Genomic DNA, 23,354 nt, shown 5'->3' with positions numbered 1-23,354 from the left:
CGGACCGAGCGAGAGGAAGAGGACATGGAGGGGTTCGATCCGCGCACGAGCTTCGGCCGTGAGGTGTCCATGCGCTACGACGCCGAGGACACCCGTGGTGACGAGGAGCGGACGGTCGCGTTCCTGGCCGGGCTCGCTGCCGGGCGTGACGCACTGGAGTTCGCGGTGGGCACCGGCCGCGTCGCCCTGCCGCTGGCCGGAAGCGGGATACGGGTCGACGGCGTCGAGCTCTCACCGGACATGGTGGACCGGATGCGCGAGAAGCCGGGCGGCGACCTGATCGAGGTGACCATGGGCGACATGTCCACCGTCACCACCGGACGCCGCTACGGCCTGGTCTACCTGGTGTACAACACGATCGGCAACCTCCTCACCCAGGACGACCAGGTCCGCTGCTTCGAGAACGCGGCCCGGCACCTGGCCGAGGACGGGGTGTTCGTCGTGGAGTGCCGGATACCGACCGCCCCGGCGCGCCCTCGTCACCAGTACGTCGACGCCGAGCACGTCGGGGTCGACCACGTCGGCCTGGACGTGTGCCGCTACGACCCGGTGACGCAGATCCTCGACGAGAACCACGTCAGGATCAGCGCCGAGGGCATCGTCCTCAGTCCCATCAGGCTCCGCCTGGCCCATCCGCCGGAGTTCGACCTCATGGCCAGGATCGCGGGTCTCCGGCTGCGCGAGCGCTGGGGAGGCTGGGAACACGAGCCGTACACGGCCACGAGCCGGCGGCACGTCAGCGTCTACGAACACGCCGGGTGAGCCGGGGCGGTCCGGTCACGCCGGCGTCCGGTCCGTGAGGAGGGCGGCGAGGGCGGCCAGGGCCTTGTCCGGGTCGGCGGGCCTGCGGCCCTGGGCCGTCTCGGCGTTGCCGCCGCCCCGGCCCTCGGGCAGCGCTCTGACCAGGTCCGCGGCGGCCAGTCCCCGGGTACGGCCCGCGGCGTTCACGGTGACCACGAGGGCCGTTCCTGACAGCACCGCGGCGACGCCCGGCCGGTCCTCGGGCAGCGCCGTGCCGACGCGCTCCGCCAGGAGACGGGCGTCGGTCTCCGTGGTGCCGGTGGCCAGCAGGACGTCGCCGTGGACGGTCGCGGTCGCGGCGACCTGACCGGCCTCGACGGTCAGGAGCCGGTCGCGGAGCCTGGCCGTCTCACGTTCGCTCTCCCTGAGGCGTTCGGCGAGGGCGGCGACCCGGTCGGCGACCTCCGCGCGGGGGGCGTTGAACTGCTCGGCGATCCGGGAGACGAGGTCGCGCTCGCGGGCGAGGTAGCGGAAGGACTCGATGCCGGTGACGGCCTCGATGCGGCGCTGCCCCGAGCCGACCGACGACTCGGTGGTGACGGCGACGCCGCCGATCTGGGAGGAGCGGTCGACGTGGGTGCCGCCGCACAGCTCCCGTGACCAGGCGCCGCCGATCTCGACGACCCGGACCGTCTCGTCGTAGGTCTCGCCGAACAGCGCCAGCGCCCCGATCTCACGGGCCTCCCGAAGGGGCATGTGGCGCACCTCGACCGGCAGGTCCCCGCGGATCGCGACGTTGGCGGCGTCCTCGATCTCCCCGCGGGCTCCGGCGGGCAGGGCGCCGCGCCAGGAGAAGTCCAGGCGCAGGTGGCCGGGCCGGTTGTAGGAGCCGGACTGCAGGGCGGCCGGGCCGAGCGTGGCGCGCAGCGCGGCGTGCACGACGTGGGTCGCCGAGTGGGCCTGGCGGGCGCCCGCGCGCCACTCGGGGTCGACCTGGGCGCGTACGGGCTGTCCCGGCGCCAGTTCCCCGTCCAGGACGCGCACCTGGTGCACGACCAGCCCGGGGACGGGGCGTTGCACGTCCAGCACCTCGGCGGACAGGCTCGGGCCGTGCAGGGTTCCCGCGTCGCTCTCCTGGCCGCCGGACTCGGCGTAGAACGGGGTGCGGTCGAGGACGACGCCGACGATCTGGCCCGCGACGGCCGTGGCCACGGGCGCCCCGTCGCGGAGCACGGCCAGGACCGTCGAGTCGGTGGTCAGCGTCGTGTACGCCTGCCAGTCGGTGGGGCCGTGCTCGTCGAGGAGGGCGCGGTGCAGTCCGGTGTCGGCGTGGCCGGTCTTCCTGGCGCGGGTGTCCTCACGGGCGCGGCGCCGCTGCTCGGCCATCAGCTCCCTGAACCCGGTGACGTCCACGTCGAGGCCGTGTTCGGCGGCGATCTCGACGGTCAGGTCGATCGGGAAGCCGTAGGTGTCGTGCAGCTTGAAGGCCGTGGCCGCGGGCAGCCGTTCCCCGGTCCGGGTGATGGCCCGGTCGAGCAGCGCGCTGCCCTGGCGCAGCGTCGAACGGAAGGTCTCCTCCTCGCCGTAGGCGTAGGCCGAGATCCGGTCGAAGTCGGCGGCCAGCTCCGGGTAGGAGGGCGCCATGCAGTCGCGGGCCACCGGCAGCAGTTCGGGCAGGACCGGGTCCTCGTAACCGAGCAGCCGGACGGCGCGGATCGCCCGGCGCAGGATCCGGCGCAACACGTAGCCACGTCCCTCGTTGGAGGGGGTGACGCCGTCGCCGATCAGCATGAGCGCGGTGCGGACGTGGTCGGCGACGACCCGGAGCCGGACGTCGTCGGGGTGGCTCTCGGCCGCGGACGGCCCGGAGCGCACGCCGTACCTGGTTCCGGTCAGCGCCGCCGCGGCGTCCAGGACGGGCCGGGTCTCGTCGGTCTCGTAGAGGTTGTCGACGCCCTGGAGCAGCGCCGCCATGCGTTCCAGGCCCATGCCGGTGTCGATGTTGCGGGAGGGCAGCTCGCCGAGGATCGGGTAGTCCTCCTTGCCGACGCCCTCGCCCCGCTCGTACTGCATGAAGACCAGGTTCCAGAATTCGAGGTAACGGTCCTCGTCGACCTCGGGCCCGCCCTCTCGCCCGTAGGCCGGGCCACGGTCGTAGTAGAGCTCGGAGCAGGGCCCGCACGGCCCGGGGACGCCCATGGACCAGAAGTTGTCGGCCTTGCCGCGCCGTACGATGCGGGCCTCCGGCAGGCCGATCACGTCCCGCCACAGGGCGTGGGCCTCGTCGTCGTCCAGGTAGACGGTGGCCCAGATCCGGTCGGGGTCGAGGCCGTAGCCTCCCTCGGCCCGCGGTTTGACCGTCAGGTCCCAGGCGAGCCTGATCGCCTCCTCCTTGAAGTAGTCGCCGAAGGAGAAGTTGCCGCTCATCTGGAAGAACGTGCCGTGCCTGGTGGTCTTGCCGACCTCGTCGATGTCGAGGGTGCGGATGCACTTCTGCACGCTGGCCGCCCGGGGGGACGGCGGTGTCCGCTGCCCGAGGAGGTAGGGCTTGAACGGCACCATGCCCGCGTTGACGAACAGCAGTGTCGGGTCGTCGGCGGGCAGCGGCGCGCTGGCGGCCACGGTGTGCCCCGCCGCCGCGAAGTGCTCAAGGAACCGCCGTTTGACCTCCGCCGTCCGCACTTGCCCTCCCGAATACCGCCAGACTTTGCAATTGCAAATTTGTTGCAACAAGGCATCGTACAGCCGCCGCCGGAACCGGAGGCCATCTTCAGCGCATCAACGGCTTCGTGCAATGATGACCGGCGAAGGCGAGCGCGGACGAGGAAGCCGGTGCGAATCCGGCGCGGTCCCGCCACTGTGATCGGCGAGCGGACCCCCACGAGGTCACCGCCCCCTGCGGGGTGGGAAGACGGGGGCGAGCATCGACCCGAGAGCCAGGAGACTCACGCGGTCGCCTCCTCGACGAACTGGGGCGGATCTCCCCGGAGAGGAGCGGGTCGGCCGATGGATGACCTCGCGTGGCGACGACCGCACGAGCCCTCCGCGCCGACGTGTGCCCGGAGACGACCTCCTGGCCGGTTCCGTGACCTTCCGGCAGGGCCGTCCCATGGTGCAGATCCCGTGAGAGGAACCGTCCGTGACGGTCAGACGTCCCCTGTCCCTGTTGTTCGCCCTGTCCTGCGCCGTGCTCCTGGCCGGTTGCGGCACCTCCTCCGGAGCCCCGGCTGAAGCCCCTGCCGGGGCCGTCGCGGGCTTCCCGGTCACCCTCGACGACTGCGGCGTCAGGACGACCTACGACCGCCCGCCGCGGCGGGCGGTCTCGCTCAACCAGCACGCGACCGAGGTGATGCTGGCGCTGGGACTGCAGGGGTCGATGGCCGGCACCGGATATCTCGACGACAAGGTCCTGCCCGAGTACCAGGCCGCCTACGACGGGGTGAAGGTGCTCTCCAGGCAGTACCCCTCCTACGAGGCGCTGCTGGCCGAGGAGCCCGACTTCGTCTACGGCGGTTTCTCCAGCGCCTTCGACGAGAAGGAGGGCCGCGGCCGCGACGCGCTGGGCAAGGCCGGGATCGACACCTACCTCAACGTCGAGCAGTGCCCATCAGGCCCGGTGGACATGGACCTGATGGACCGGGAGATCCGCAACGTCGCCACGATCTTCGGCGTGCGCGAACGGGCCGAGGCGCTCATCACCCGGCTGCACGAGCCCCTGGCGCGGGTGAGGGAGAGGCTCGCCGACGTCGAGCCGGTCAGGTTGTTCGTCTACGACAGCGGCGACAAGACCGCCTTCACCGCCGGGGGCAAGGGCGTCGGCGACGAGATCATCACGCTGGCGGGCGCGCGGAACGTCTTCACCGACGTGGACAAGACGTGGGCCGACGTGTCGTTCGAGCAGGTCGCCGAGCGCGCGCCCGACTGGATCGTCGTCTACGACTACGGCGAGGAGAAGGTCGAGGACAAGAAGAGGTTCCTGCTGTCGAACCCGGCGCTCGCCGATGTTCCGGCGATCAGGCACAGGCGGTTCGCGGTGCTGCCGCTGTCGTCGGTCGTGCTCGGGGTCCGGGCGCCGTCGGCGGTCGAGTCGCTGGCCCGGCAGATCCACCCCGACCGGTTCGAGTGAGCGGCCTGACCGGGCTCTCCCGGACGACGCCCGTCACCCGGCGCCCCGGCCTGCCGTACCCGCTGACGCTCGCGCTGTGCGCGCTGCTGCTCGGCGGGGCGGTCACGGCGGGGGTCGCGGCCGGTTCGATCAGCCTGCCCGCCGAACAGGTGTGGGGCATCCTGCTGCACCGCCTCCACCCCGCGCTGGCCGAACCGGTCTGGTCCCCGGTCAGGGAGACCGTCGTCATGGACGTACGGCTGCCGCGGGTGATCCTGGGCGGGGTCATCGGCGCCGGTCTTTCGGTCTGCGGGATGGCGTTGCAGGCGCTGGTGCGCAACCCGCTGGCCGATCCGATGCTGCTTGGCGTCTCCTCCGGCGCCAGTGTGGGCGCGGTGAGCGTGACGGTGTTCGGCCTGACCTTCCTCGGACCGTTCTCACTGCCGGTCGCCGCGTTCGCGGGGGCGCTGGCGGCGCTGGTCACGGTCTATTTCCTGGCCCGGTCCGGCGGGCGGATGACCACGGTACGGCTGGTGCTGGCCGGGGTGGCGACGGCCGAGGTGCTCTCGGCGGCGGCCAGCTTCCTGGTGGTGACCTCCGACGACCCGCACCGGGCCCAGTCGGCCGTCCGCTGGATGCTCGGCGGCGTCGCCGGGACGACGTGGACGACGGTGTGGGTGCCCGCGGCGGCCGTGACGGCGGGCACCGTCGTCCTGCTGGGCGTCTCACGCCCGCTGAACCTGCTGCTGGCCGGGGAGGAGGCAGCCGCCTCCCTGGGGCTGGACGTGCACCGCTTCAGGGCGGCGCTGTTCGTGCTGGTGGCCATGGTGATCGGCACCGTCGTCGCGGTCAGCGGGGCCATCGGGTTCGTCGGGCTGATCATGCCCCATGTGGTACGGCTGCTCGTCGGGGCCGACCACCGGCGGGCGCTTCCGGCCACGGCGCTGCTCGGGGCGGCGTTCCTCATCACGGCCGACCTGGTCGCCAGGACGCTGATCACCCCCGAGGAGATCCCGGTGGGGATCATCACGGCGCTGGTCGGCGGGCCGTTCTTCCTGTGGCTGATGCGCAGGAGGACCTGATGGGCGCTCTGGCCGTACGGGAGGTCTCGGTGCGGATCGGCGGCAGGGACCTGGTGCGCGCGGTGACGTTCGAGGTGGCCCCCGGTGAGGTGCTCGGCCTGGCCGGGCCCAACGGCGCGGGCAAGTCGACCCTGCTGAGGACCCTCTACCGGGTGCTGCGCCCCACCGCCGGGCAGGTGCTCCTCGACGGGCACGACGTGTGGCGGATGCCGGGCAGATGGCTGGCCCGCCGGCTGGCCGCGGTGCTTCAGGATGGCGGCGGCGACTTCGGGCTGAGCGTCCACGACGTGGTGTCCATGGGACGTACCCCGCACAAACGGGCCTTCGACGGCGACTCCCCCGCCGACCGGGCGATCGTCGCCGAGGCGCTGGAGCGGCTGGACGTGGCCGATCTGGCCCACGCGCCCTTCGACCGGCTCTCCGGCGGGGAGCGGCAGCGGGTGCTGATCGCCCGGGCGCTGGCGCAGCGGCCGGAGGTGATGGTGCTGGACGAGCCGACCAACCACCTCGACCTGCGCCACCAGCTCGACGCGCTGCGCCTGGTGCGCGGGCTCGGGATCACCGCGGTGATCGCGCTGCACGACCTCAACCTGGCCGCCGCGTTCTGCGACCGCCTGTGCGTCATGGACGGCGGCGCGATCGTGGCGCTCGGGACCCCGCGCGAGGTGCTGACGCCTGAGCTGCTGCGGGACGTCTACCGGGTGGACGCCGAGGTCGGCGCGCATCCGAGGACGGGCGTCCCCCAGGTGACGCTGATCACCGAGGGGGACGCGCCGTGAGGGGCTCCGCGCCTCAGTAGCCCGGTGAGACGGTGTGGCCGACGGTCTCGGGGACGGCCAGCGTGGCGAGGAGGTCGAGGCGTTCTTCGCCCTCACCTTCCTCGAACAGCTCACCACGTGACAGGGGCGCCCGTACGGAGAACGACGCCGCCTTTCAATTTCGGGATAAGGGGTCCACCATGGCGTCGCCGTACGCCGATTCCGTGTGGGCGTCCCGCTGAGCGGGACGTTTCCATGGGCGGTTCCCCTCCGGCCGGCGGATCATCTCGGCAGGGCGGAAACGGCTCCCGCGTGGGACCCCCGGCCACGCGCCGGGGGTCCCACGCGGGACGAGTCAAGGAGATCCCCATGCCACGTCCCCTGCTGGTCCTGCTGGTCTGCGCGGCCGTCGTCGCGGCGCTGCCGCCGCTGTGGCGCCTGCTCACCAGGCGGGTCAACACCCAGGTCCGCCGGATCAACCGGTGAACGCGCCCGACGGGCTCGCCGGACTCGCCGGGGACCGGCGCGACCTGGTCGCCGCGACCTGGCGGCACGTCACCGGTGACCGGCTGCGGGAGCTGTTGCGCGGCCTGGTGGACGTCCCCAGCCCCACCGGCGGCGAGCGCCCCCTGGCCGAGCACATCGCCGCCACCCTGACCGCCGCCGGTGTCACGGCGGCCGTCCAGCCGCTCGACGACCGGCAGGCCAACGCGTGGGGCCGGTTGCGCGGCGACGGCGGCGGCCCCGACCTCATGCTGTACGCGCCGATCGACACGCTGACCACCGGCCGCGAGGACAAGGACGTCCCGTGGATCGGCCCCGCGCTGCGCCCCGACATGCGCCCCGCCGCCCGCGTCGAGGGCGACCTGGTGACCGGGCTCGGCGCGGGCAACCCGAAGGGGCACGCCGCCTGCGTGCTGATGGCCGCCGAGGCCGTCCACCGGGCCGGGCTGCCGCTGGCCGGGGACCTGCTGGTCGCCTTCGGGTCGGGCGGCATGCCCGCCAACGCGGCGCCCGGCGCCGGACGGCGCAATGTCGGGCAGGGGGTCGGCTGTTCCTACCTGCTCGAACAGGGGTTCTGGGCGGACTTCGCGGTGATCGCCAAGCCGGGGTGGACGGTCTCCTGGGAGGAGGTCGGGCTGGCCTGGTTCGAGGTCGTCGTCCACGGCGTCCACACCTACGCCGGCTCACGGCACCGCCTGCCGTACGAGAACGCGGTCGCCAGGGCGGGCGAGGTGGCCGTACGGCTTGAGCGGTGGTTCGCCGGGTACGCCGAGCGGCACACCGAGGGGACGGTCGCCCCGCAGGGTGTCGTCGCCGCGATCGAGGGGGGCTGGCCGTACCGGGCCGCGGTGACCCCGGCCGCGTGCCGGCTGCTCGTCGACCTGCGGCTGAGCCCGCGCACGACCCCCATGGAGGCCAAGCGGGAGTTCGGCGCCGCGATCGAGGAGATCCGCGCCGAACTGCCCGGCGCCCCGGTGACGTTCGAGATGGTGCTCGCCGTACCCGGCACCGCCTCCGACCCCGGGGGCTGGGTGGCCCGTGAGGCCGTCGCCGCCTGGGAGGCCGCCGAGGGGCGTCCGCACGAGGTGGCCCTCGGCAACAGCGGCGCCACCGACGCCAACATCCTGCGGGGGCGGGGGGTGCCGACCGTGCGGATCGGCATGCCCAAGATCGCCGGGCTCGACTTCTCCCTGGGGATGAACACCGCCGACGTCAGGGAGATGGAGCGGCTCACCCGGCTGCTGGTCCGCGTCGCCGTCAACACGGTCACCAGGTCCCGCACGGAGGTGGGCATATGACCATATCGGTCACAGAGGGTAGCTATTTCGAATGGAACGCACCAAACTACTCCTCACAGGTCTCCGAACCACCTGGGAGGTCCCTGCGATGACGGTGCTCCCGTTCGCCCGCGCCGGATCGACGCCGGGCAACGCCGAGGCGATGAACTCCGTCCTGGGCAAGGCCCGTCTGATCATCGAGGCCTTCACGGCCGAGGACGACGCCCTGTCCCTGTCCGAGCTGGTCAGGCGCACCGGGGTGGCCAAGGCGAGTGTGCACCGGCTCGCCCAGGAGCTGCTCGGCTGGGGAGTGCTCGAACGGGCGGGCAGCCACTACCGCCTGGGGCTGCGGCTCTTCGAGATCGGCCAGCGGGTGCCCAGGCAGCGGATCCTGCGGGAGGCGGCCCTGCCGTACATGGAGGATCTGCTGCTCGCCACGCACGAGACCGTCCACTTCGCCATCCACGACGGCCTCGACGTGCTGTACGTCGAGAAGCTCATGGTGCACCGGGGCCTGCGCAAGCAGTCCCGGGTCGCCGGGCGGCTCCCCCTGTTCTGCACCGCGACCGGGAAGGTGATCCTCGCCTTCTCCCCTCCGGCCCTCTTCCACGAGGTCGTACGGCGCGGCCTCACCCCCATGACGCACCGGACGATCACCCAGCCGGGGCTGCTCCAGGCCCAGATCGCCAGGGTCAGGGCGGAGCACCTCGCGGTCGAGGCCGAGGAGACCAGGCTCGGTTACACGAGCCTGGCCGTGCCCGTCTTCGGGGACACCGGCGCGCTCGCGGGCGCGTTGTCGATCACGGCGCCCACCTTCAGGATGAACCACGGCCGGTTCACGGCCGCGCTGCGCACCGCGGCGCTCGGTGTCTCCAGGACGCTCCAGGCGACGGGCTGACGCCTACGCGGAGATCGGGTGCCCGGCGAGGAAGGCCAGGCTCAGCCCGTTGTAGCGCGCGGCCTGCTCGTGCTGGGGCCAGTGGCCGCACTCGTCGAACAGCACCAGCTCCGAGCCCGCGATGGCCCTGTGCATGGCGGCCGCCTCCGGCACCTCGCCGAAGGGGTTGTCACGGCCCCACACGATCAGGGTCGGCACGTCGAGCCTGGCGAGGTCCTCCGGGCGCAGGATGTTCCGCAGCCGGGTCTCCATGTCCTGCAGGCACAGCAGGTTGCCGATGTTGGCGGCGAAGCCCGGCCGGTGGTAGACGGCGTGCCTGACCGCGACCAGTTCCTCGGTCGCGTCCTTCGCGTCGGCCATCAGCAGCCGCAGCCGCCGCCTGGTCAGGTCGATGTCGTCGCCGGTGACCGCCTGCCTGGTCGAGGTGCGGATGCGCTCCATGACCTTCGGGTTGGCCACGGTGCCCCCGGCGCAGAGCAGTTGCAGGGAGGCCACCCTCCCGGGCGCGTCGATCGCGGTGCGCGCCCCGACCCAGCCGCCGAGGGACTCTCCGACGATGTGGGCGCTCTCGATCCCGGCCGCGTCCATGTAGGCGAGCAGGTGGTCGCGGTAGCGGGGGATCTCGTAGGGGTAGTCCGGCATGCCGGTGTATCCGTGGCCGAGCATGTCGATCGCGTGACAGGCGTAGCGGTCCGCGTGGGCGCCGAGGTTGCGGGCGAAGGCCTCCAGGTGGCCGCTGGTTCCGTGCAGGAAGATCACCGGCTCACCGGTCCCCGCCTGCAGGGAGCGGGTGGGGACGCCCCCGGCGTCGACGGTGGTGACCCGGAAGTCGAGACCGGTCAGTTCGGTCCAGATGGTGGTGGTCATGGGGTTCTCCTCCATGGTCGTTCAGGGGTGGTCGACGGATCGCAGGAAGCCGTCCACGACGGCGTGGTAGGCGGCGGGCCGTTCCTCCTGCAGGTGGTGCGAGACGTGGTCCATGACGTGCAGGTTTCCGCGCCTGAGCATCCGCGACAGCATGAGCGGGTAGTCGGGGGTGAGGAAGGCGTCCTCACGTCCCCAGATGAACAGCGCCGGCGCCTCGACCAGCCCGAGCTCGGCGGTGAGGTCCTGCCAGTCGCCCCGGGGCGAGTCCGTCATCGCGGCGAGTTCGCGCTCCCCGGGGTCGAGGCTCTGCCGCCAGCGCATGTCCACGGTCTCCTCGGGCAGGCGCGCGGCGTCGTACCACTCCAGCCGGGTGATCAGCTCGCGCATCTTCTCCCGGGTCGGTCCCCGCCCGCCGTAGTAGACGTCGCGGGCGGCGCGGCCCCGGTGCCCGCGCTCCGGCAGGGGCGCCAGGGGACCGTAGAAGACGGGCATGCTGCCGGTCACCACGAGGGAGCGGACACGGTCGGGGTATCGGGCCGCGAGGCACAGCGCGATGGTGCCGCCCCAGGAGTTGCAGACGAAGTCGGCCCTCTCGACGCCGAGGACGTCCATGAACGCGACGGTCTTCGCGGCATGGAAATCCCACATCGGCCCACTGATTCGGCATTTTTCGGATTTGCCGTACTGGAGGATGTCCACGATCAGGCACCTCCGGCCGGCCGAGAAGTACGGCGCGACGGGCCCGAAGTCGCTCCAGCCGGTGCACCCGGGGCCACCGCCGTGCAGGAAGATCGTGTCCGGCCCCTCCCCCAGCTCGTGGAAGTGGTACCTGACGCCGTCCGCGTCGGCGAAGCGGCTCTCGGGCGGGACGCCCGCCGCCGGTGAGGGCGTGCCGGTCATCGGTGACCTCCCGCGGGGTCGAGTACGGCCACGCCCATCCCGGTGAGCCACTCGGGCATGGGCGCGTAGACCAGCGGCGTGCCCGGCACGAAACCGAGCGCGGCGGCCATCACCAGCCAGCTCCGCAGCTCCTGGCCGCCGTTGCCCGCCGCCTCCTCCACCTCGGCGGTCGTCAGGGAGGCGTAACGGCGCAGACGGCCGCCCGCGAGGTCGTCGAGGAAGGCCCGGTCGAACTCGGGGAAGATCGTCGGGCGGGCGGCCACGATGATCTCCCTGCGCCGTCTGTCGTAGCGTTCCCACTCGCCCCGCCCGTTGGTCCAGGCGTCGACCAGGAAGGCCTCGTCGTCGTCCTGGGGGTCCGCCCAGTCACTCGGCCACGGCAGCCGGTGGGACAGCCCGCCCGATGCGACCACCACCACGCGCCGGTCCCCCGTGATCCGTCCCACGGCCCCGGCGAGGTTCTCCCCCAGCCGGACGCAGCGCGCCAGTGTGGGCAGCGGCCGGGCGAAGACGTTGACGACCAGCGGGACGACCGGCACCTCCAGGTCGCCGAGCAGGTACTGGATCGCGTGCGACTGCCCGTGGTCGATCTGCAGCCGGGCCGAGATCGCCACCTCGGTGCCCGCCTCGACCAGGTCGGCCGCCAGCGCCCGCGCGAAGGCGGGGTCGGTCCGCTGGGGCCCCTCGGGGGTGCCCGCCTCCCCCGTGGCGACGACCTCGCCGACGCCCACGGTGAAGGCCGGGACCAGGTCCAGCCAGAGGCCGCGGAAGTGGTTCGACCCGACGATCACCACCACGTCGGGGCGCGCCAGCGCCACCCGGTGTCTGGCGGTCTCCAGCGCGTCGCGGAAGGCCTCGGCCCGGTCGGTGTGCACGACCCGGTCCCAGTGCGTGTTCATCAGGGTCGAGTGGGACGCCCCGACCCCGAGCACGATGTCGGACATATCCGGCCCTCAGTCCGTGTTCCCTGCGCGCAGCCGTTCGAGGCGTTCCTCGGTGGTGTCCTCGGCGAGTTTGCGCCACCGCAGGAGGGAGTCGTCGGGACGGTAGAGCTTCTCCGGCGGCGCGTCGGTGACCTCGACCATCCACTTGTCCTGGCCGGAGAACTGGCCGTGGAAGAGCCAGCGCACCGCGCCGAGATACTTGGCGTAGAACGGCAGCGCCCGGACACCCCTGCTGAAGTCGGCCAGCATGCCGACGTACAGGTGGTTCTCCGCGTCGACCGGCACGTAGAACTCGTAGTGGATGAAGGTCGGGTAGACGATCCGCAGGACGCCCGGCATGCCGACCGAGGCGAACCCGGGGAACTCCTGGGCCGCGATCGTCGGGTTGACCCGGCGGTGCGAGGCGGTGTTGCCGATGTTCTGGACCGTCCTCGGGGGGCGGGCCTTGTACCACGCCGTCCCCGACCACCTGCCGAGGCCGGGGAAGTCCGCCTCCCAGAACTGTTCCCGCTGCACCCGGTAGATCCAGCGTCCGCGCCTGACGATGCTCGTGGTGTTCCAGACCGGCATCGGTTTGAACAGCCGCCACAGCGCGGTGCGGTGGAGATACTTGGCGTGCCCCTCGTCGTAGCCGTTCTCGCAGGCGAACCGCCAGTTGCCCGCGCGCGCCTGGATCCGCTGGCCCACGACCGCCGGGTTGCCGACCAGTTCCTCCGGCAGCTGCTCGTCGATCGGGTGCGGCCTCTCGCCGTCGCCGACGTACACCCAGACCAGGCCCAGGCGCTCCTCGACGTCGTAGGTCGGCTGGGTGACCTTGCCACAGATCGGCGACCCCGGGCCGTCGGTGATCGCGGCCTTCAGGACGCCCGTCTCCAGGTCGAAGGTCCATCCGTGGTAGACGCAGGAGATCGTCCCGGGGAACTGCTTGTCGCCGTGGCTCAGCGGAACCCCCCGGTGGGGGCACCGGTCCCGCATGCCGTACACCCTGCCCCGGTCGCGGATGACGAACAGGCGCTCGCCGAGCAGGGTGACGGGGCGCGGCTTCTCACCGACCTGCGAGGAGAAGCAGACCGGGTACCAGTAGCCGCGGAAGCCCGCCGCCGCGGCCTGGTAGTGCGGCCAGCTCGACCAGTCCTGACGGCCCGGCAGCCTGCCCGCGCGGTGCCCCCTCACCGGACTCACGGTCGGATTCACGGTTGGATCAACGGTTTCGGTCATGTCTGCTCCAGTCGCCTCACGCCGGTGCCGGGAGCAGACCATCCGGCCCGGGGCCCGGGGAAGGAACCCGGTTCACCCAGCGGACCGCGCGGCCAAGCGCACGGCGGTCCGGTGAGCGGTCCCCGCCACGGGACCTGACCGGGGTGCCCGGCCTACGTTCTGCTGCGAGAACGCACCGACCCCCAGGGAGCCCGTGGTGAGCACCCCCACACCCGTCTCGGCCGACGTCCTCGTCGTCGGCGCGGGACCTGCGGGACTGTACGGCGCCTACTGCGCCGGATTCCGCGGCCTGTCCACCGTCGTCGTCGACGCCCTGCCGCAGGCGGGCGGCCAGGTGACGGCCCTGTATCCGGAGAAGGAGATCCGCGACGTCGCCGCCCTCCCCGCGGTCAGGGGCAGGGACTTCGTCGCCGCCCTGGTGGAACAGGCCTCGGCCTTCGGCGCGACCCGCCTCATGGGCAGGCGGGCCGTACGGCTCGAACACCGCGACGGCGAGCCGGTCGTGACGCTGGACGACGGCACGGTCGTCAACGCCCGCGCCGTCGTGCTGACCTCCGGGATCGGCACACCGACCCCGCGCCCGCTGGAGTGCGGCCAGGAGTGGCTCGGCACGGGCCTGTCGTACTTCGTGACCGACCCCCGGGCGCACACCGGCCGGGACGTGGTGGTCGTCGGCGGCGGCGACAGCGCCCTGGACTGGGCGGACACGCTCGGCCCGATCGCGCGTTCGGTGACCCTCGTGCACCGGGGGGCCGTCTTCCGCGGGCACGCGGCGACCCTCGACCGCGTCAGGGCCGGGCGGGCGCGCGTCCACACCGAGACACGCGTGACCGCGCTCGAAGGGGACCTCACCGCGGGCCGCCTGGCGAAGGTACGGCTGCGGGCCCGCTCCGGCGAGGAGACGGTCGTCGCGGCCGACCACGTGATCGCCGCGCTCGGCTTCGTCAGCGACCTGGGTCCGCTGCGGGACTGGGGGCTCACCCTGCGGGGGCACACGGTCGCCGTCGACCGGTCGATGCGGACCAACCTGCCCAGGGTGTACGCCGCGGGCGACCTGGCCGGTTACGAGGGCAAGGTGCGGCTGATGTCCGTCGGCTTCGGCGAGGCCGCCACCGCCGTGAACCACGTGGCCGTCGACCTCGACCCCGGCCTGTCCCTGTTCCCCGGCCACTCCACCGACGGCCCCTGACCCCCGAAAGGACACCACCGTGACCTATGTGATCGGCCCCGGCTGCATCGACGTCCTCGACCGTTCCTGCGTCGACGTCTGCCCCGTCGACTGCATATATGTCGGCGAACGCAAGAGCTACATCAACGCGAGCGCGTGCATCGACTGCGGCGCGTGCGAGGTCGAGTGCCCCGTCTCCGCGATCGTCGTGGATCGGCGCGCCCGAGGGGACGAGACGCTGAACGCCCACCTTGAGGACTCCCGCGCCTTCTTCCTTGAGGTGCTGCCCGGCCGTGACCGGCCCCTCGGCGACCCCGGCGGCGCGCTGCCGACCGGCGAGATCGGCGTGGACACCCCCCTGGTCACCGCGCACCCGAAGCGAAACGGCGGCCTTCCGTGACCCGCCCGGGCCCGCCGAGCCGGTGGCCGGGGCCGGACGAGCAGTTCCTCAGCCGAGGCTAGGACCTCGTCCAGACCCATCCCCTGCTGTCCTCGTCGTGGGAGGGGCTGCCACCGACCGCGAACACCTGGTCTCCCCCGGGGACCTTGGCCATGTCGAACACCTCGGGTGCGTTGTTGGCTTTGGGCGCCTTCTCGCGGGTCCAGGACCGGCCGTCGAAGTGGAGCAGAATGCGATGCTCGTCGTAGGCGTAGTTGGAAGCGCCCAGCCATACCCCGCCATGGCCGTCCGGCGCCACGGATCCGAACGAGATCGCCTCCTCCGGGACGCCGCCGGGCAGGTCCCATCGGCTGCCGTCCCAGCGCATCAGCAGTGCGGCCTGGCGGCGGCCCGGCCGCATGATCGTGCCCGCGACCCAGACCTCCCGCGCCGACACCGCCGCGACGTCGCGGAACGAGGCCTTCGCACCGCTGAGCGACGGCGGTGCGGGCACGGCTCTCCAACGGCGGCCGTCCCAGTGCTCGATCGCGGAGACCTCCCCCAGATCATCGCGGGTGAGCGCCCACAGGTCGTCCGGGGCCGCCGCGCTCAATCTCTTCACGGACGAGGCCGAGGAAACAGGGACCTCGGCCCAGCCCGACGGGGACCAGTGCGCGAGAGGGAGGGGGCGCCAGCGCGGATTCTGCCGTGTCCCGGTGATCTGGCCGCCGGCGATCCACACGTCCTCGGGACCGGCGACGACGGCGTCGTTCAGGCGGGCCGAGCGCGGCCAGGGCGGTCTTCCCCGGCTTGTCCACCGGCGGCCGTCCCAGCGCCACATGTCCGCGTCCTGGTCGAAGATCCAGACATTGGTCGCGGCCGTTCCGGAAACGACCGTGGGATACCGCAGGCTCCCCGGCGGGCGGGTGGACCGCCATTCGTGTCCGTCCCAGCGCCACAGGCTGCCGCCGTACGGGCCGACGGGCTCACCGTCGGTACCCACCGCCCACGCCTCTCCGGGCGCGACCGCGACGACCCTGGTCATCTCGGAGCCTCCATGGACCGTCTCGGTCCACACTCCCGCGGACAGGGGCGGGTCTCCCTCGGCCGGAGTGCCGTGCCCCGATGCTCTCCCCGAGGCGCCCCGCGAGTCCGCGGCGCCGTCGCCCGAACATCCCGCCGCGGCGACGCCCAGCACCGCGAGCACGGCCAGCGGCCCGATCATGAGCGAATCGCGCGGGAACCGTGCCATGGAGCAGAAGCCTACGCATCCCGATCGGATGCTGTTCGTCCGATGAGGCGGCGGTGGCGGTGGCCGGCGCGAAGCACCACATAAAAATTACGGACGGCGATGATTCCAGAACGTTCTCCTGGATAGCTGTCCTTTCTCGCGTTTTGTGAAGCAAGGGGGGCGGCGATGACGACACATCACTCCGGCAGCGGCGACACGGCCACCATGCCGACGGACGTGAACGCCCGCCTGTCGTTCTTCGACCGCTTCGCCACCAAGGCCGCCGCCTTCGTCTCCGGCGCCTGGTTCTTTGCGATGTGCGTGCTGCTGGTCCTGGTCTGGGCTCCGTCGTACTTCGTCTTCGGTGACGTCGACACCTGGCAGCTGATCATCAACACGGCCACCACCATCGTGACGTTCCTGCTGGTGGCCCTGCTGCAGAACACGCAAAGGCGGGCCGATGAGGCCCTGCAGCACAAGCTGAACGCGATCGCCGACGCGCTGGCCGACCTGATGAAGCAGGTCGCCGCCGACCGGCAGCTGAAGCAGCTGCACGAGGACATGCGCGAGCTGCGTGCCGCCGTCGGCCTGGAGAACAAGGAAGGCACCTGATCCCGGCCCGCGGTTCTCACGCACCGTGGCGAGCGCCGACACCGGCCGATCACGACGACGCCCGCCGGCGTCGTGGCGTAACCGATCTCCCGCAGGCACCTCTTCGGATCGTGGCGACTGAGCGATCGGGCCGGCCGAGCGATCGCGGCGGCCGATCAGGAGAGCGGCCTCTCCTGTTTTCGGCCGTGGATCATCGACATCAGCAGCCCGTGGGCCTCGGCGTCGGCGGCCACCACAAGCCCGCGGCCCGCCCGCCCGATCGGGGCGCCGTCGATCCCGGTGACCACACAACCGGCGGCCCGGCACACGGCGATCCCGGCGGCGAAGTGCACGCTCCCGGACAGGTCACCGCCGTCGGTGACGTACGCGGCGCGTTTGCCGGCCGCGACCCAGGCCAACGCCAGCGTCGTGGACACGACCCTCGGCCGGAACCGCTCGGCGAACCCGGCGTGGGCCAGCAGGTCAACGGCCCGGAACCCGGGCGCGCTCGGGAACGGCGGGTCCAGGTTGACGTCCACCAACCGGCTGGCGGAAGTGGGCACCAGCCGTGCGTCGGCTCCGTCGTGCCGCGTCCAGGCGGACTCGCCGTCGGTGAAGAGGACCTCGCCGCCGAACGGGTCGGCCACCGCCGCCGCCCCGTCGCGCAACGCCACGTTGACCGCCACCGGCATGCCGCCGACGGCGTAGTTCAGCGTGCCGCACAAGGGGTCGACCAACCACTGGCGCTCGGCGCCGGCCGCGCCCTGCCGCCCGCCTTCCTCGCCGAGCACCGCGTCATCGGGCCGGGCGGTACGGAGGACGCGGAGGATCGCCTTCTCGGCCTCCACATCGGCGGTCGTGGCGAAGTCTCCGGCGCCCTTGTCGATGCGGGCGAGCCGCCGGCCGTACAGGCCGCGCACCACGTCGGCGCCGGCACACGCCGCGGCTATCGCGACCTCGGCGTCGTCGGGACCCGCGTTGGAGTCGATCACGCCGTGCAGGGTACCGGGAGCCGGTCTCCGTCGGCCGGATCGGACGTCACCCCTGCGGCCGGCACCGGACAAGGCCGTGGACGGTCGACGGCAGGTGGCTCTTCCGGGCCAAGGACGGTGTTCGATCGCCGAGCGCCCGCAGCGTGGACGCCCCGTCCTTCAGTCGGGGGAGGATGTCACAGGAACGCGCCGACGAGTGCGGCGAACTCCTCCGGTGAGGCGATCCGTACGCCCAGGCCCTCGGCCTTGGCCTTCTTGGACCCGGCCTTGTCTCCGGCGACCAGCAGCGACGTCTTGGCCGAGACCGCGGACGACGCCTTGCCTCCCGCCCGTTCGACGAGCTCGTTCACCTGGTTGCGCGACAGGTCCTGCAGGGGACCGCTCATCGCGCCGGTGACCACGACCGTCATCCCGGCCAGCGGCAACGCGGAGTCCTCGCCCTTCTCGTCCTCCTGGCCGTCGACCGCCCCGTCGACCGCCACAGCCGGTGTGACGCCGGGCTCGACCATGTTCACCCCGGCCTGGATGAGTTTGTCGATCAGCGGACGCAACCCGGCCAGCTCGGCGACCACGTCCGGGGCCTTCTTCGGGCCGATGCCCTCCACCGCCTGCAGGTCCTCGGCGGACGCGGCGAGAACGGCCTCCATGGTGGCGAAGTGCCGGGCGATCCGGCGGCTCATCGACCGGCCCGTGCCGCGAACGCCCAGTGCGCAGAAGACACGGCTCAACGGCCGGGTTTTGGCGGTCTCGATGGCGGCCAGCAGCTTGTCGGTGCTGGTGTCCCCCATCCGCTCCAGGGTGAGGACCTGGTCGCGGGTCAGGAGGAACAGGTCGGCGAAGTCGGCGATGAACCCGGCGTCCAGCAGCTGGACGATGCGGGACTCGGCCAGGGTCTCGATGTCGAGGCAGTCGCGGCCGACCGCGTAGGCGATGGGGGCCAGCGCCCGGCAGGCCCGGCCCCGCACGCATCGCCACCGTTCCTGACCGGTGTCGATGACGTCTCCGCAGTTCGGGCACGTCTCGGGGAAGACGATCGGCTGCTCGTCGCCGGTGCGCAGGTGCACCACCGGCGCCTCCACCCGCGGAATGACGTCTCCGGCCTTGTAGACGGTCACCGAGTCGCCCAGCATGAGACCACGCCGGGTGATGTCGCTGGGGTTGTGCAGCGTGGCGTAGGTGACGATCGACCCGTCGAGCTCGACCGGCTCCAGCACCGCGCGCGGGGCGATGATGCCCGTACGGCCGGTGTTCCACTCCACCGCGACCAGCTTGGTGATCTTCTCGACGGCGGGCAGCTTGTAGGCGACCGCCCACCGGGGAGCGCGCGAGCTGAACCCGGCCTGCGCCTGGTCCTCCGCGAGGTCGCACTTGATCACGATGCCGTCGATGCCGAAGGCCAGATCCGCTCGCTGGGCGGCGATCTGCTCGACGCGGGCCTGGATCTCCTCGACGCCGGTGGCCGTGACGCCGGCGACCGGCGTGGCGGCGGTGGTCTGCACGCCCCACGCGGCGACCAGGCCCATGATCCGGCTGTGCGGCAGCTCGCGCAGCCGTACGGCCACCTCGGAGCCGTCACCGGGCGGCAACGGCAGGGCGCCGTAGCCGAAGAAGGTCAGCTCGCACACATACGGCCGGTCCTGTGCCCGCAGCGTGCCGGCGGCCGCGCTGCGCGGGTTGGCGAACGTGGTGCCGTCGTGGGCCTGACGTTTGGCGCACGCCGCCTCGAACTGGGCGGCGGTCATCATGACCTCGCCGCGGATCTCGACCGTGACCGGCTCGGTGAGCGCGCCCGGCAGACCGACGACCGTCCCGATCGCGTGACTGACGTCCTCCCCGGCCGTGCCGTCGCCGCGCGTGATGAGCTGGACCAGGCGGCCGTTGCGGTAACGGGCCGAGATCGCCAGGCCGTCAAGCTTGGGCTCCACGCTCCAGGCGGTGACCGGACGGCCCAGGCGGCGCTCCAGCCCGGCGGCCCACTTGGCCAGGCCGTCGGCGGAGAACACGTTGTCCAGGCTCAGCATCGGGGTGCTGTGCGGGACGTCGCCGACGACGGCGCCTCCGGCGACCTTTCCCGTGGGCGAATCCGGCGACACGTCGCCCGGGTGCTCGGCCTCGTAGGCCTCGATGCCGCGGACCAGCCGGTCGTAGTCGTCGTCGTCGAGGGAGGAGGTGCCGTCGCCGTAGTAGGCGGCGGCGGCGTCGACCGCCAGCTGGACCGCCGCGGCGTAGGCGGCCCGGTCAGCGGGGACGGTGAGAGGAGGCGTGTCGCTCATGAGGACATCCTGTCGAACGGAACCGACATTCTCCGGACCGCGAGCGTGCGGTGAACAGGGGTGGTCAACCGGCCGTGCGCGTCGTCCGAACGATCACGCGGAGCCCACGTGCTCCTCGCGGAAGGCCGGACGGCCCAAGCCGGGCCGGTTCCCTGCGCGCGCACGTCAGGCCCTGCCCCGTCGATTCACGGCCGGGGCCACGAGGACCCTCGGGACCGGAACGTGTTTTCCGGTCCCTGGCCCGTGCGCCCGCTGGGAGCGCTATGCACGCCATACGCCCGAAATATAAGGATTTGTAGGGTTCTCCGCCCCCCATGTCGATGGCACCGTTGGGGCAGCCCTGGCCGGCCACGGCTCCTTGCGCCTGCGGACAAGGAGTCATCGCGTATGAACCTCAAAACCACGCTGGGAGCGTTCGCTCTCATGACGGTCGTCACCATGGGCACGACGGCGCCGGCGAACGGCGCGGAGACCACGAGCACGGCGCCCCGGCTCGCCACGGTGCACAGCGGTGCGGGAACGGCCGGCCGGGCGCTCCTGGGCTCGGGCAACAGTCACTTCAACGGCAACCCGGTGGCCGTCCAGACCACGTACTCCGGGGGCCTGTACTCCCTGAACGACCCCACCCGCCCCGGTCTGAGCTGCGGCCGTCTCAACGGCCCCGTCCTCACCAAGCCGACCGACGCCTGGGGCGACGGAACCGGCACCAGTCTGGAGACCGCCTGCGTCGACGTCATGTTCGCCGCGCAGAAGCACTGGGACATGCTGCGTGACTGGCTGGGGCGCAACGGCGTCGACGGAGCCGGCCACTCCTACCCGGCCTCCGTCGGCCTGAACGACGTCAACGCCTACTGGGACGGCGCCCGTGCCGTCTTCGGCCACAACAGCGCCCGCACCGACCAGCTCACCTCACTCGACCTGGTCGGCTACCACTACGGCCTGGCCGTCTACGCCAAAACCGGTTACGACGACGGCAACGGCCCGGAGGCGCAGTCCCTCCGCCTGTCTGCCGCCGACATCTTCGGCACCCTGACCGAGCACTACGCCAACCACCCCCCTGCCCTGGACGAACCGGACTACCTGATCGGCGAGGAGGTGAACATCGTGGGCGGTGGGCCGCTCAGGAACATGTACGACCCCTCACTGACGGGTAACCGGAACTGCTACCCCCTCTCCATGATCCCGCCCGCCGACGGCGGACCGCAGGACCACTGGTTCTACCTGCTCGCCGAGGGCACCAACCCGCCGGGCAAACCCGCCAGCCCGGTCTGCGCGGGCCCGTCCACGCTGACCGGCGTCGGCATCCAGAAGGCCGCCCGGATCTTCTATCAGGGGATCCAGCGCAAGTCCCTCGGCTGGTCGTACGGCAGGGCACGCGTGGCCACCATGCTGGCCGCGAAGAACCTCTACGGCTGCCCCGAGATGAACGCGACCAAGGCCGCGTGGACCGCCGTCCGCGTCCCCGCCCAGGCCGGCGAGCCGACCTGTTCGATGCCCACTCCCCCGCCCTCTCCCTATCCCAGCGGGATCACGGTCGACCCGCCCTCGGCCACGGTCAGCCCCGGCGGGTCCACCACCGTCCAGATCAGGCTGTCTCCCGACATGGCCCAGCCGGTGACCCTGTCGGCCACCGGCACCCCCGCGGGAACGACCGTCAACATCGTCCAGGCCGGTCAAACCATCACGGCGACCATCAACGTCTCGGCCGGCGCCCCCCTGGGTACCCACACCATCACCTTCGTCGCCACCTCCGGCGGCTCCGCCAAGACGGCCCATTTCACCCTCACGGTCATGGGAGAGGGCGATCAGGCGACGCCTTGACGAACGACCGCCACGGGTGCGGCCGGAGGAGGGGCGGACGCGGAGACCGTCCGCCCCTCCGGCCGCCGGGACACTCCGGTGGTGTCGCACGGGTGCCTCAGGCGACGGCGGTTCCCTCAAGTTCGACCATCAGGTCGGGGATCGCCAGCCGTGTCACCCCGAGCATCGTGGTCGACGGCGCCACCCCGGCGGCACCCAGCCGCGACGCCAGCACGCCGTAGTGCTCGAAGAGCCGGTCCACGTCGGTGGTGTAGACGTTGAGCCGGACGAGGTCGGCGAGGGACATGCCCGCCTCGCCGAGCACGGCCTCCAGGTTGTCCAGGCTCAGCGCCAGCTGCGCCGCCATGTCACCGGCGTGCCGGGGCCTGCCGTCGCCACCCATCGCGGTCTGCCCGGCGCAGTACAGGGTCCGGGTCTGCCCGGAGACGAGTTCCCCCTGGTTGTATCCCAGCTCCGTCGACCACGCCCACGGGTTGACCGCCGTTCGCTCCACTGCCATGTCAGCTCCATTCGGTTACATTCATCGGCCCGATGGCCATGTCACCAAGCCTCCTGGCAAATCACGACATCTTGTGTCGTGTATTCCAGTAGTGTTTTTGCGTGCGTGCCGATCGGCTGGTCTCGCTGGTGCTGCTGTTGCGGCGGCACGGCCGGCTGTCCGCGGTCGCGCTGGCCCGCGAGCTTGAGGTGTCCACCCGCACCGTGCTGCGCGACATCGAGGCGCTGTCGGCGGCCGGAGTCCCGGTCTACGCCGAACGCGGAAGGCACGGCGGGTTCTCGTTGCTGCCCGGTTTCCGGACCGAGCTGACCGGGCTGAACCACGACGAGGCCCTCGCCCTGCTGATCGCCGGGTCCCGGCGCGGCGCGCAGGCGTTCGGCCTCGGCTCCGCACTCGCCTCGGCGATGCTCAAGGTGATCGACGCGCTGCCGGAAAGTCATCAGGGCATCGCGGCCGAGGCGGCCGAGCGGCTGCTCATCGACCCGGAGACCGACCTCCTCTCGCGCCGGTCGGTCGCCGAGGAGGTGCCGGACGCCGTGGTCGCCGAGATCCGGCGCGCGGTGCTCGCCGGGCACAGACTGCGCATCCACTACGCGGCCGTCGGCCAGGCCCCGAGGTGGCGCACCGTCGATCCGATCGGCCTGGTCACCGTACGCGACCAGGGCTACCTGCTGGCCACGCGGTCCGGCGCCGACCGCACCTACCGGCTGTCCCGGGTCCTGGCCGCCGAGAGGCTCGCCGAGCCCGCGCGGCGGCCGGACCGGGTCGATCTGGACCGGGCCTGGCAGGAGCGCGGCACGCGGTTCCGCGCCGGCGGCGACCAGGTCGCCGTACTGGTACGGCTGGCCCCGGCCAGGCGGGAGGAGCTGGTGGGCACCGCGCTGGCCGTCCTCGCCGAGGATGCCGACCCGGACGGCCTGCTGCGGATGGAGGTGACCTTCCAGGACGCGAGACACGCCAAGTGGGCACTGTGGCAGCTCGCCCTGGACGCCGAGGCCCTGGCCCCGCGGTGGTTGCGCGCCTGGCTGCGCGAGCGCGCCACCGCGATCGCCACCCGCTACGAGGACCACCCCGAGGACTGACGGGTGCCGGGCCGTACGGCGGGC

General features: G+C 72.1%; 20 protein-coding genes and 1 riboswitch. Of the genes, 11 read left to right on the top strand and 9 right to left on the bottom strand.

Features of this window, described 5'->3' with window-relative positions:
- The first annotated feature begins 24 nt into the window (after nt 1–24).
- The gene (locus ABT340_RS17900; protein WP_352011854.1) at nt 25–762 is read left to right on the top strand and encodes a class I SAM-dependent DNA methyltransferase; all 738 of its coding nucleotides are present in this window, start codon (nt 25–27) and stop codon (nt 760–762) included.
- 15 nt (nt 763–777) lie between these two features.
- Here ABT340_RS17900 and alaS read toward each other — a convergent pair whose 3' ends face one another.
- On the bottom strand, nt 778–3,423 hold the full coding sequence (alaS, locus tag ABT340_RS17895) for an alanine--tRNA ligase (protein ID WP_352011853.1): 2,646 nt from the start codon (nt 3,421–3,423) through the stop codon (nt 778–780).
- A gap of 141 nt (nt 3,424–3,564) precedes the next feature.
- Nucleotides 3,565–3,687, top strand: a riboswitch (cobalamin riboswitch).
- 193 nt (nt 3,688–3,880) lie between these two features.
- Between alaS and ABT340_RS17890 the strand changes: the two genes are divergently transcribed.
- The 5 genes from ABT340_RS17890 (at nt 3,881) to ABT340_RS17870 (ending at nt 9,365) form a co-directional block, all read left to right on the top strand.
- Nucleotides 3,881–4,867 (top strand): ABC transporter substrate-binding protein, encoded by a 987-nt coding sequence (locus tag ABT340_RS17890; RefSeq protein WP_352011852.1) that lies wholly within the window; start codon nt 3,881–3,883, stop codon nt 4,865–4,867.
- On the top strand, nt 4,864–5,928 hold the full coding sequence (locus tag ABT340_RS17885) for a FecCD family ABC transporter permease (protein ID WP_352011851.1): 1,065 nt from the start codon (nt 4,864–4,866) through the stop codon (nt 5,926–5,928). Before ABT340_RS17890 ends, ABT340_RS17885 begins: the two co-directional genes overlap by 4 nt.
- Entirely contained in the window at nt 5,928–6,707 is a 780-nt protein-coding gene (locus ABT340_RS17880; protein WP_352011850.1) for an ABC transporter ATP-binding protein, read from the top strand. Before ABT340_RS17885 ends, ABT340_RS17880 begins: the two co-directional genes overlap by 1 nt.
- A gap of 461 nt (nt 6,708–7,168) precedes the next feature.
- Nucleotides 7,169–8,488 (top strand): M20 family metallopeptidase, encoded by a 1,320-nt coding sequence (locus tag ABT340_RS17875; protein WP_352011849.1) that lies wholly within the window; start codon nt 7,169–7,171, stop codon nt 8,486–8,488.
- A gap of 88 nt (nt 8,489–8,576) precedes the next feature.
- On the top strand, nt 8,577–9,365 hold the full coding sequence (locus ABT340_RS17870; protein WP_352011848.1) for an IclR family transcriptional regulator: 789 nt from the start codon (nt 8,577–8,579) through the stop codon (nt 9,363–9,365).
- Nucleotides 9,366–9,368: 3 nt separating this feature from the next.
- Here the strand turns inward: ABT340_RS17870 and ABT340_RS17865 are convergent, their stop codons facing one another.
- Genes ABT340_RS17865 through ABT340_RS17850 form a run of 4 tightly spaced genes read right to left on the bottom strand, consistent with a single transcriptional unit; the run spans nt 9,369 to nt 13,249 of the window.
- A complete protein-coding gene (locus tag ABT340_RS17865) occupies nt 9,369–10,232 on the bottom strand; it encodes an alpha/beta fold hydrolase (RefSeq protein ID WP_352011847.1) in 864 nt (287 codons plus the stop codon).
- Between the two features lie 21 nt (nt 10,233–10,253).
- Complete coding sequence (locus ABT340_RS17860) at nt 10,254–11,132, bottom strand: alpha/beta fold hydrolase (protein ID WP_352011846.1); 879 nt, start codon at nt 11,130–11,132, stop codon at nt 10,254–10,256.
- Nucleotides 11,129–12,076: a DODA-type extradiol aromatic ring-opening family dioxygenase gene (locus ABT340_RS17855; RefSeq protein ID WP_352011845.1), complete on the bottom strand. Its 948-nt coding sequence runs from the start codon at nt 12,074–12,076 to the stop codon at nt 11,129–11,131. Before ABT340_RS17855 ends, ABT340_RS17860 begins: the two co-directional genes overlap by 4 nt.
- A 9-nt stretch (nt 12,077–12,085) precedes the next feature.
- Nucleotides 12,086–13,249 (bottom strand): Rieske 2Fe-2S domain-containing protein, encoded by a 1,164-nt coding sequence (locus ABT340_RS17850; protein ID WP_352011844.1) that lies wholly within the window; start codon nt 13,247–13,249, stop codon nt 12,086–12,088.
- Nucleotides 13,250–13,490: 241 nt separating this feature from the next.
- Here ABT340_RS17850 and ABT340_RS17845 point away from each other — a divergent pair, with 241 nt between their 5' ends.
- Both ABT340_RS17845 and ABT340_RS17840 read left to right on the top strand, forming a co-directional pair.
- Complete coding sequence (locus ABT340_RS17845; RefSeq protein ID WP_352011843.1) at nt 13,491–14,483, top strand: NAD(P)/FAD-dependent oxidoreductase; 993 nt, start codon at nt 13,491–13,493, stop codon at nt 14,481–14,483.
- A gap of 19 nt (nt 14,484–14,502) precedes the next feature.
- The gene (locus tag ABT340_RS17840; protein ID WP_352011842.1) at nt 14,503–14,862 is read left to right on the top strand and encodes a ferredoxin family protein; all 360 of its coding nucleotides are present in this window, start codon (nt 14,503–14,505) and stop codon (nt 14,860–14,862) included.
- Between the two features lie 58 nt (nt 14,863–14,920).
- On the opposite strand, the gene ABT340_RS17835 is transcribed toward ABT340_RS17840, so the two are convergent.
- The gene (locus ABT340_RS17835; protein WP_352011841.1) at nt 14,921–16,093 is read right to left on the bottom strand and encodes a hypothetical protein; all 1,173 of its coding nucleotides are present in this window, start codon (nt 16,091–16,093) and stop codon (nt 14,921–14,923) included.
- 165 nt (nt 16,094–16,258) lie between these two features.
- On the opposite strand from ABT340_RS17835, the gene ABT340_RS17830 reads away from it, so the two are divergent.
- Entirely contained in the window at nt 16,259–16,684 is a 426-nt protein-coding gene (locus ABT340_RS17830) for a low affinity iron permease family protein (protein WP_352011840.1), read from the top strand.
- A 155-nt stretch (nt 16,685–16,839) separates the two neighbouring features.
- On the opposite strand, the gene ABT340_RS17825 is transcribed toward ABT340_RS17830, so the two are convergent.
- Nucleotides 16,840–17,655, bottom strand: coding sequence for an inositol monophosphatase family protein (locus tag ABT340_RS17825; RefSeq protein WP_352011839.1), 816 nt, complete (start codon nt 17,653–17,655; stop codon nt 16,840–16,842).
- 176 nt (nt 17,656–17,831) lie between these two features.
- Complete coding sequence (ligA, locus tag ABT340_RS17820) at nt 17,832–19,928, bottom strand: NAD-dependent DNA ligase LigA (protein ID WP_352011838.1); 2,097 nt, start codon at nt 19,926–19,928, stop codon at nt 17,832–17,834.
- 387 nt (nt 19,929–20,315) lie between these two features.
- Between ligA and ABT340_RS17815 the strand changes: the two genes are divergently transcribed.
- On the top strand, nt 20,316–21,749 hold the full coding sequence (locus ABT340_RS17815) for a M4 family metallopeptidase (protein ID WP_352011837.1): 1,434 nt from the start codon (nt 20,316–20,318) through the stop codon (nt 21,747–21,749).
- Between the two features lie 97 nt (nt 21,750–21,846).
- On the opposite strand, the gene ABT340_RS17810 is transcribed toward ABT340_RS17815, so the two are convergent.
- The gene (locus tag ABT340_RS17810; RefSeq protein ID WP_352012082.1) at nt 21,847–22,242 is read right to left on the bottom strand and encodes a RidA family protein; all 396 of its coding nucleotides are present in this window, start codon (nt 22,240–22,242) and stop codon (nt 21,847–21,849) included.
- 107 nt (nt 22,243–22,349) lie between these two features.
- Between ABT340_RS17810 and ABT340_RS17805 the strand changes: the two genes are divergently transcribed.
- On the top strand, nt 22,350–23,330 hold the full coding sequence (locus ABT340_RS17805; RefSeq protein ID WP_352011836.1) for a helix-turn-helix transcriptional regulator: 981 nt from the start codon (nt 22,350–22,352) through the stop codon (nt 23,328–23,330).
- Nucleotides 23,331–23,354 lie beyond the last annotated feature (24 nt).

The organism is Streptosporangium sp. NPDC000239 (assembly GCF_040300765.1).
Lineage (GTDB): Bacteria > Actinomycetota > Actinomycetes > Streptosporangiales > Streptosporangiaceae > Streptosporangium.
Note: the sequence above shows the minus strand (reverse complement) of the source record. Positions and strands in the feature narration are given on the sequence as shown.

Excerpts from the sequence above, each read along its gene's own strand:
- ABT340_RS17900 (WP_352011854.1), top strand. The coding sequence starts at position 25 with ATGGAGGGGTTCGATCCGCGCACGAGCTTCGGCCGTGAGGTGTCCATG.
- ABT340_RS17880 (WP_352011850.1), top strand. The coding sequence starts at position 5,928 with ATGGGCGCTCTGGCCGTACGGGAGGTCTCGGTGCGGATCGGCGGCAGG.
- ABT340_RS17870 (WP_352011848.1), top strand. The coding sequence starts at position 8,577 with ATGACGGTGCTCCCGTTCGCCCGCGCCGGATCGACGCCGGGCAACGCC.
- ABT340_RS17865 (WP_352011847.1), bottom strand. The coding sequence starts at position 10,232 with ATGACCACCACCATCTGGACCGAACTGACCGGTCTCGACTTCCGGGTC.
- ABT340_RS17860 (WP_352011846.1), bottom strand. The coding sequence starts at position 11,132 with ATGACCGGCACGCCCTCACCGGCGGCGGGCGTCCCGCCCGAGAGCCGC.
- ABT340_RS17855 (WP_352011845.1), bottom strand. The coding sequence starts at position 12,076 with ATGTCCGACATCGTGCTCGGGGTCGGGGCGTCCCACTCGACCCTGATG.
- ABT340_RS17835 (WP_352011841.1), bottom strand. The coding sequence starts at position 16,093 with ATGGCACGGTTCCCGCGCGATTCGCTCATGATCGGGCCGCTGGCCGTG.
- ABT340_RS17830 (WP_352011840.1), top strand. The coding sequence starts at position 16,259 with ATGACGACACATCACTCCGGCAGCGGCGACACGGCCACCATGCCGACG.
- ligA (WP_352011838.1), bottom strand. The coding sequence starts at position 19,928 with ATGAGCGACACGCCTCCTCTCACCGTCCCCGCTGACCGGGCCGCCTAC.
- ABT340_RS17815 (WP_352011837.1), top strand. The coding sequence starts at position 20,316 with ATGAACCTCAAAACCACGCTGGGAGCGTTCGCTCTCATGACGGTCGTC.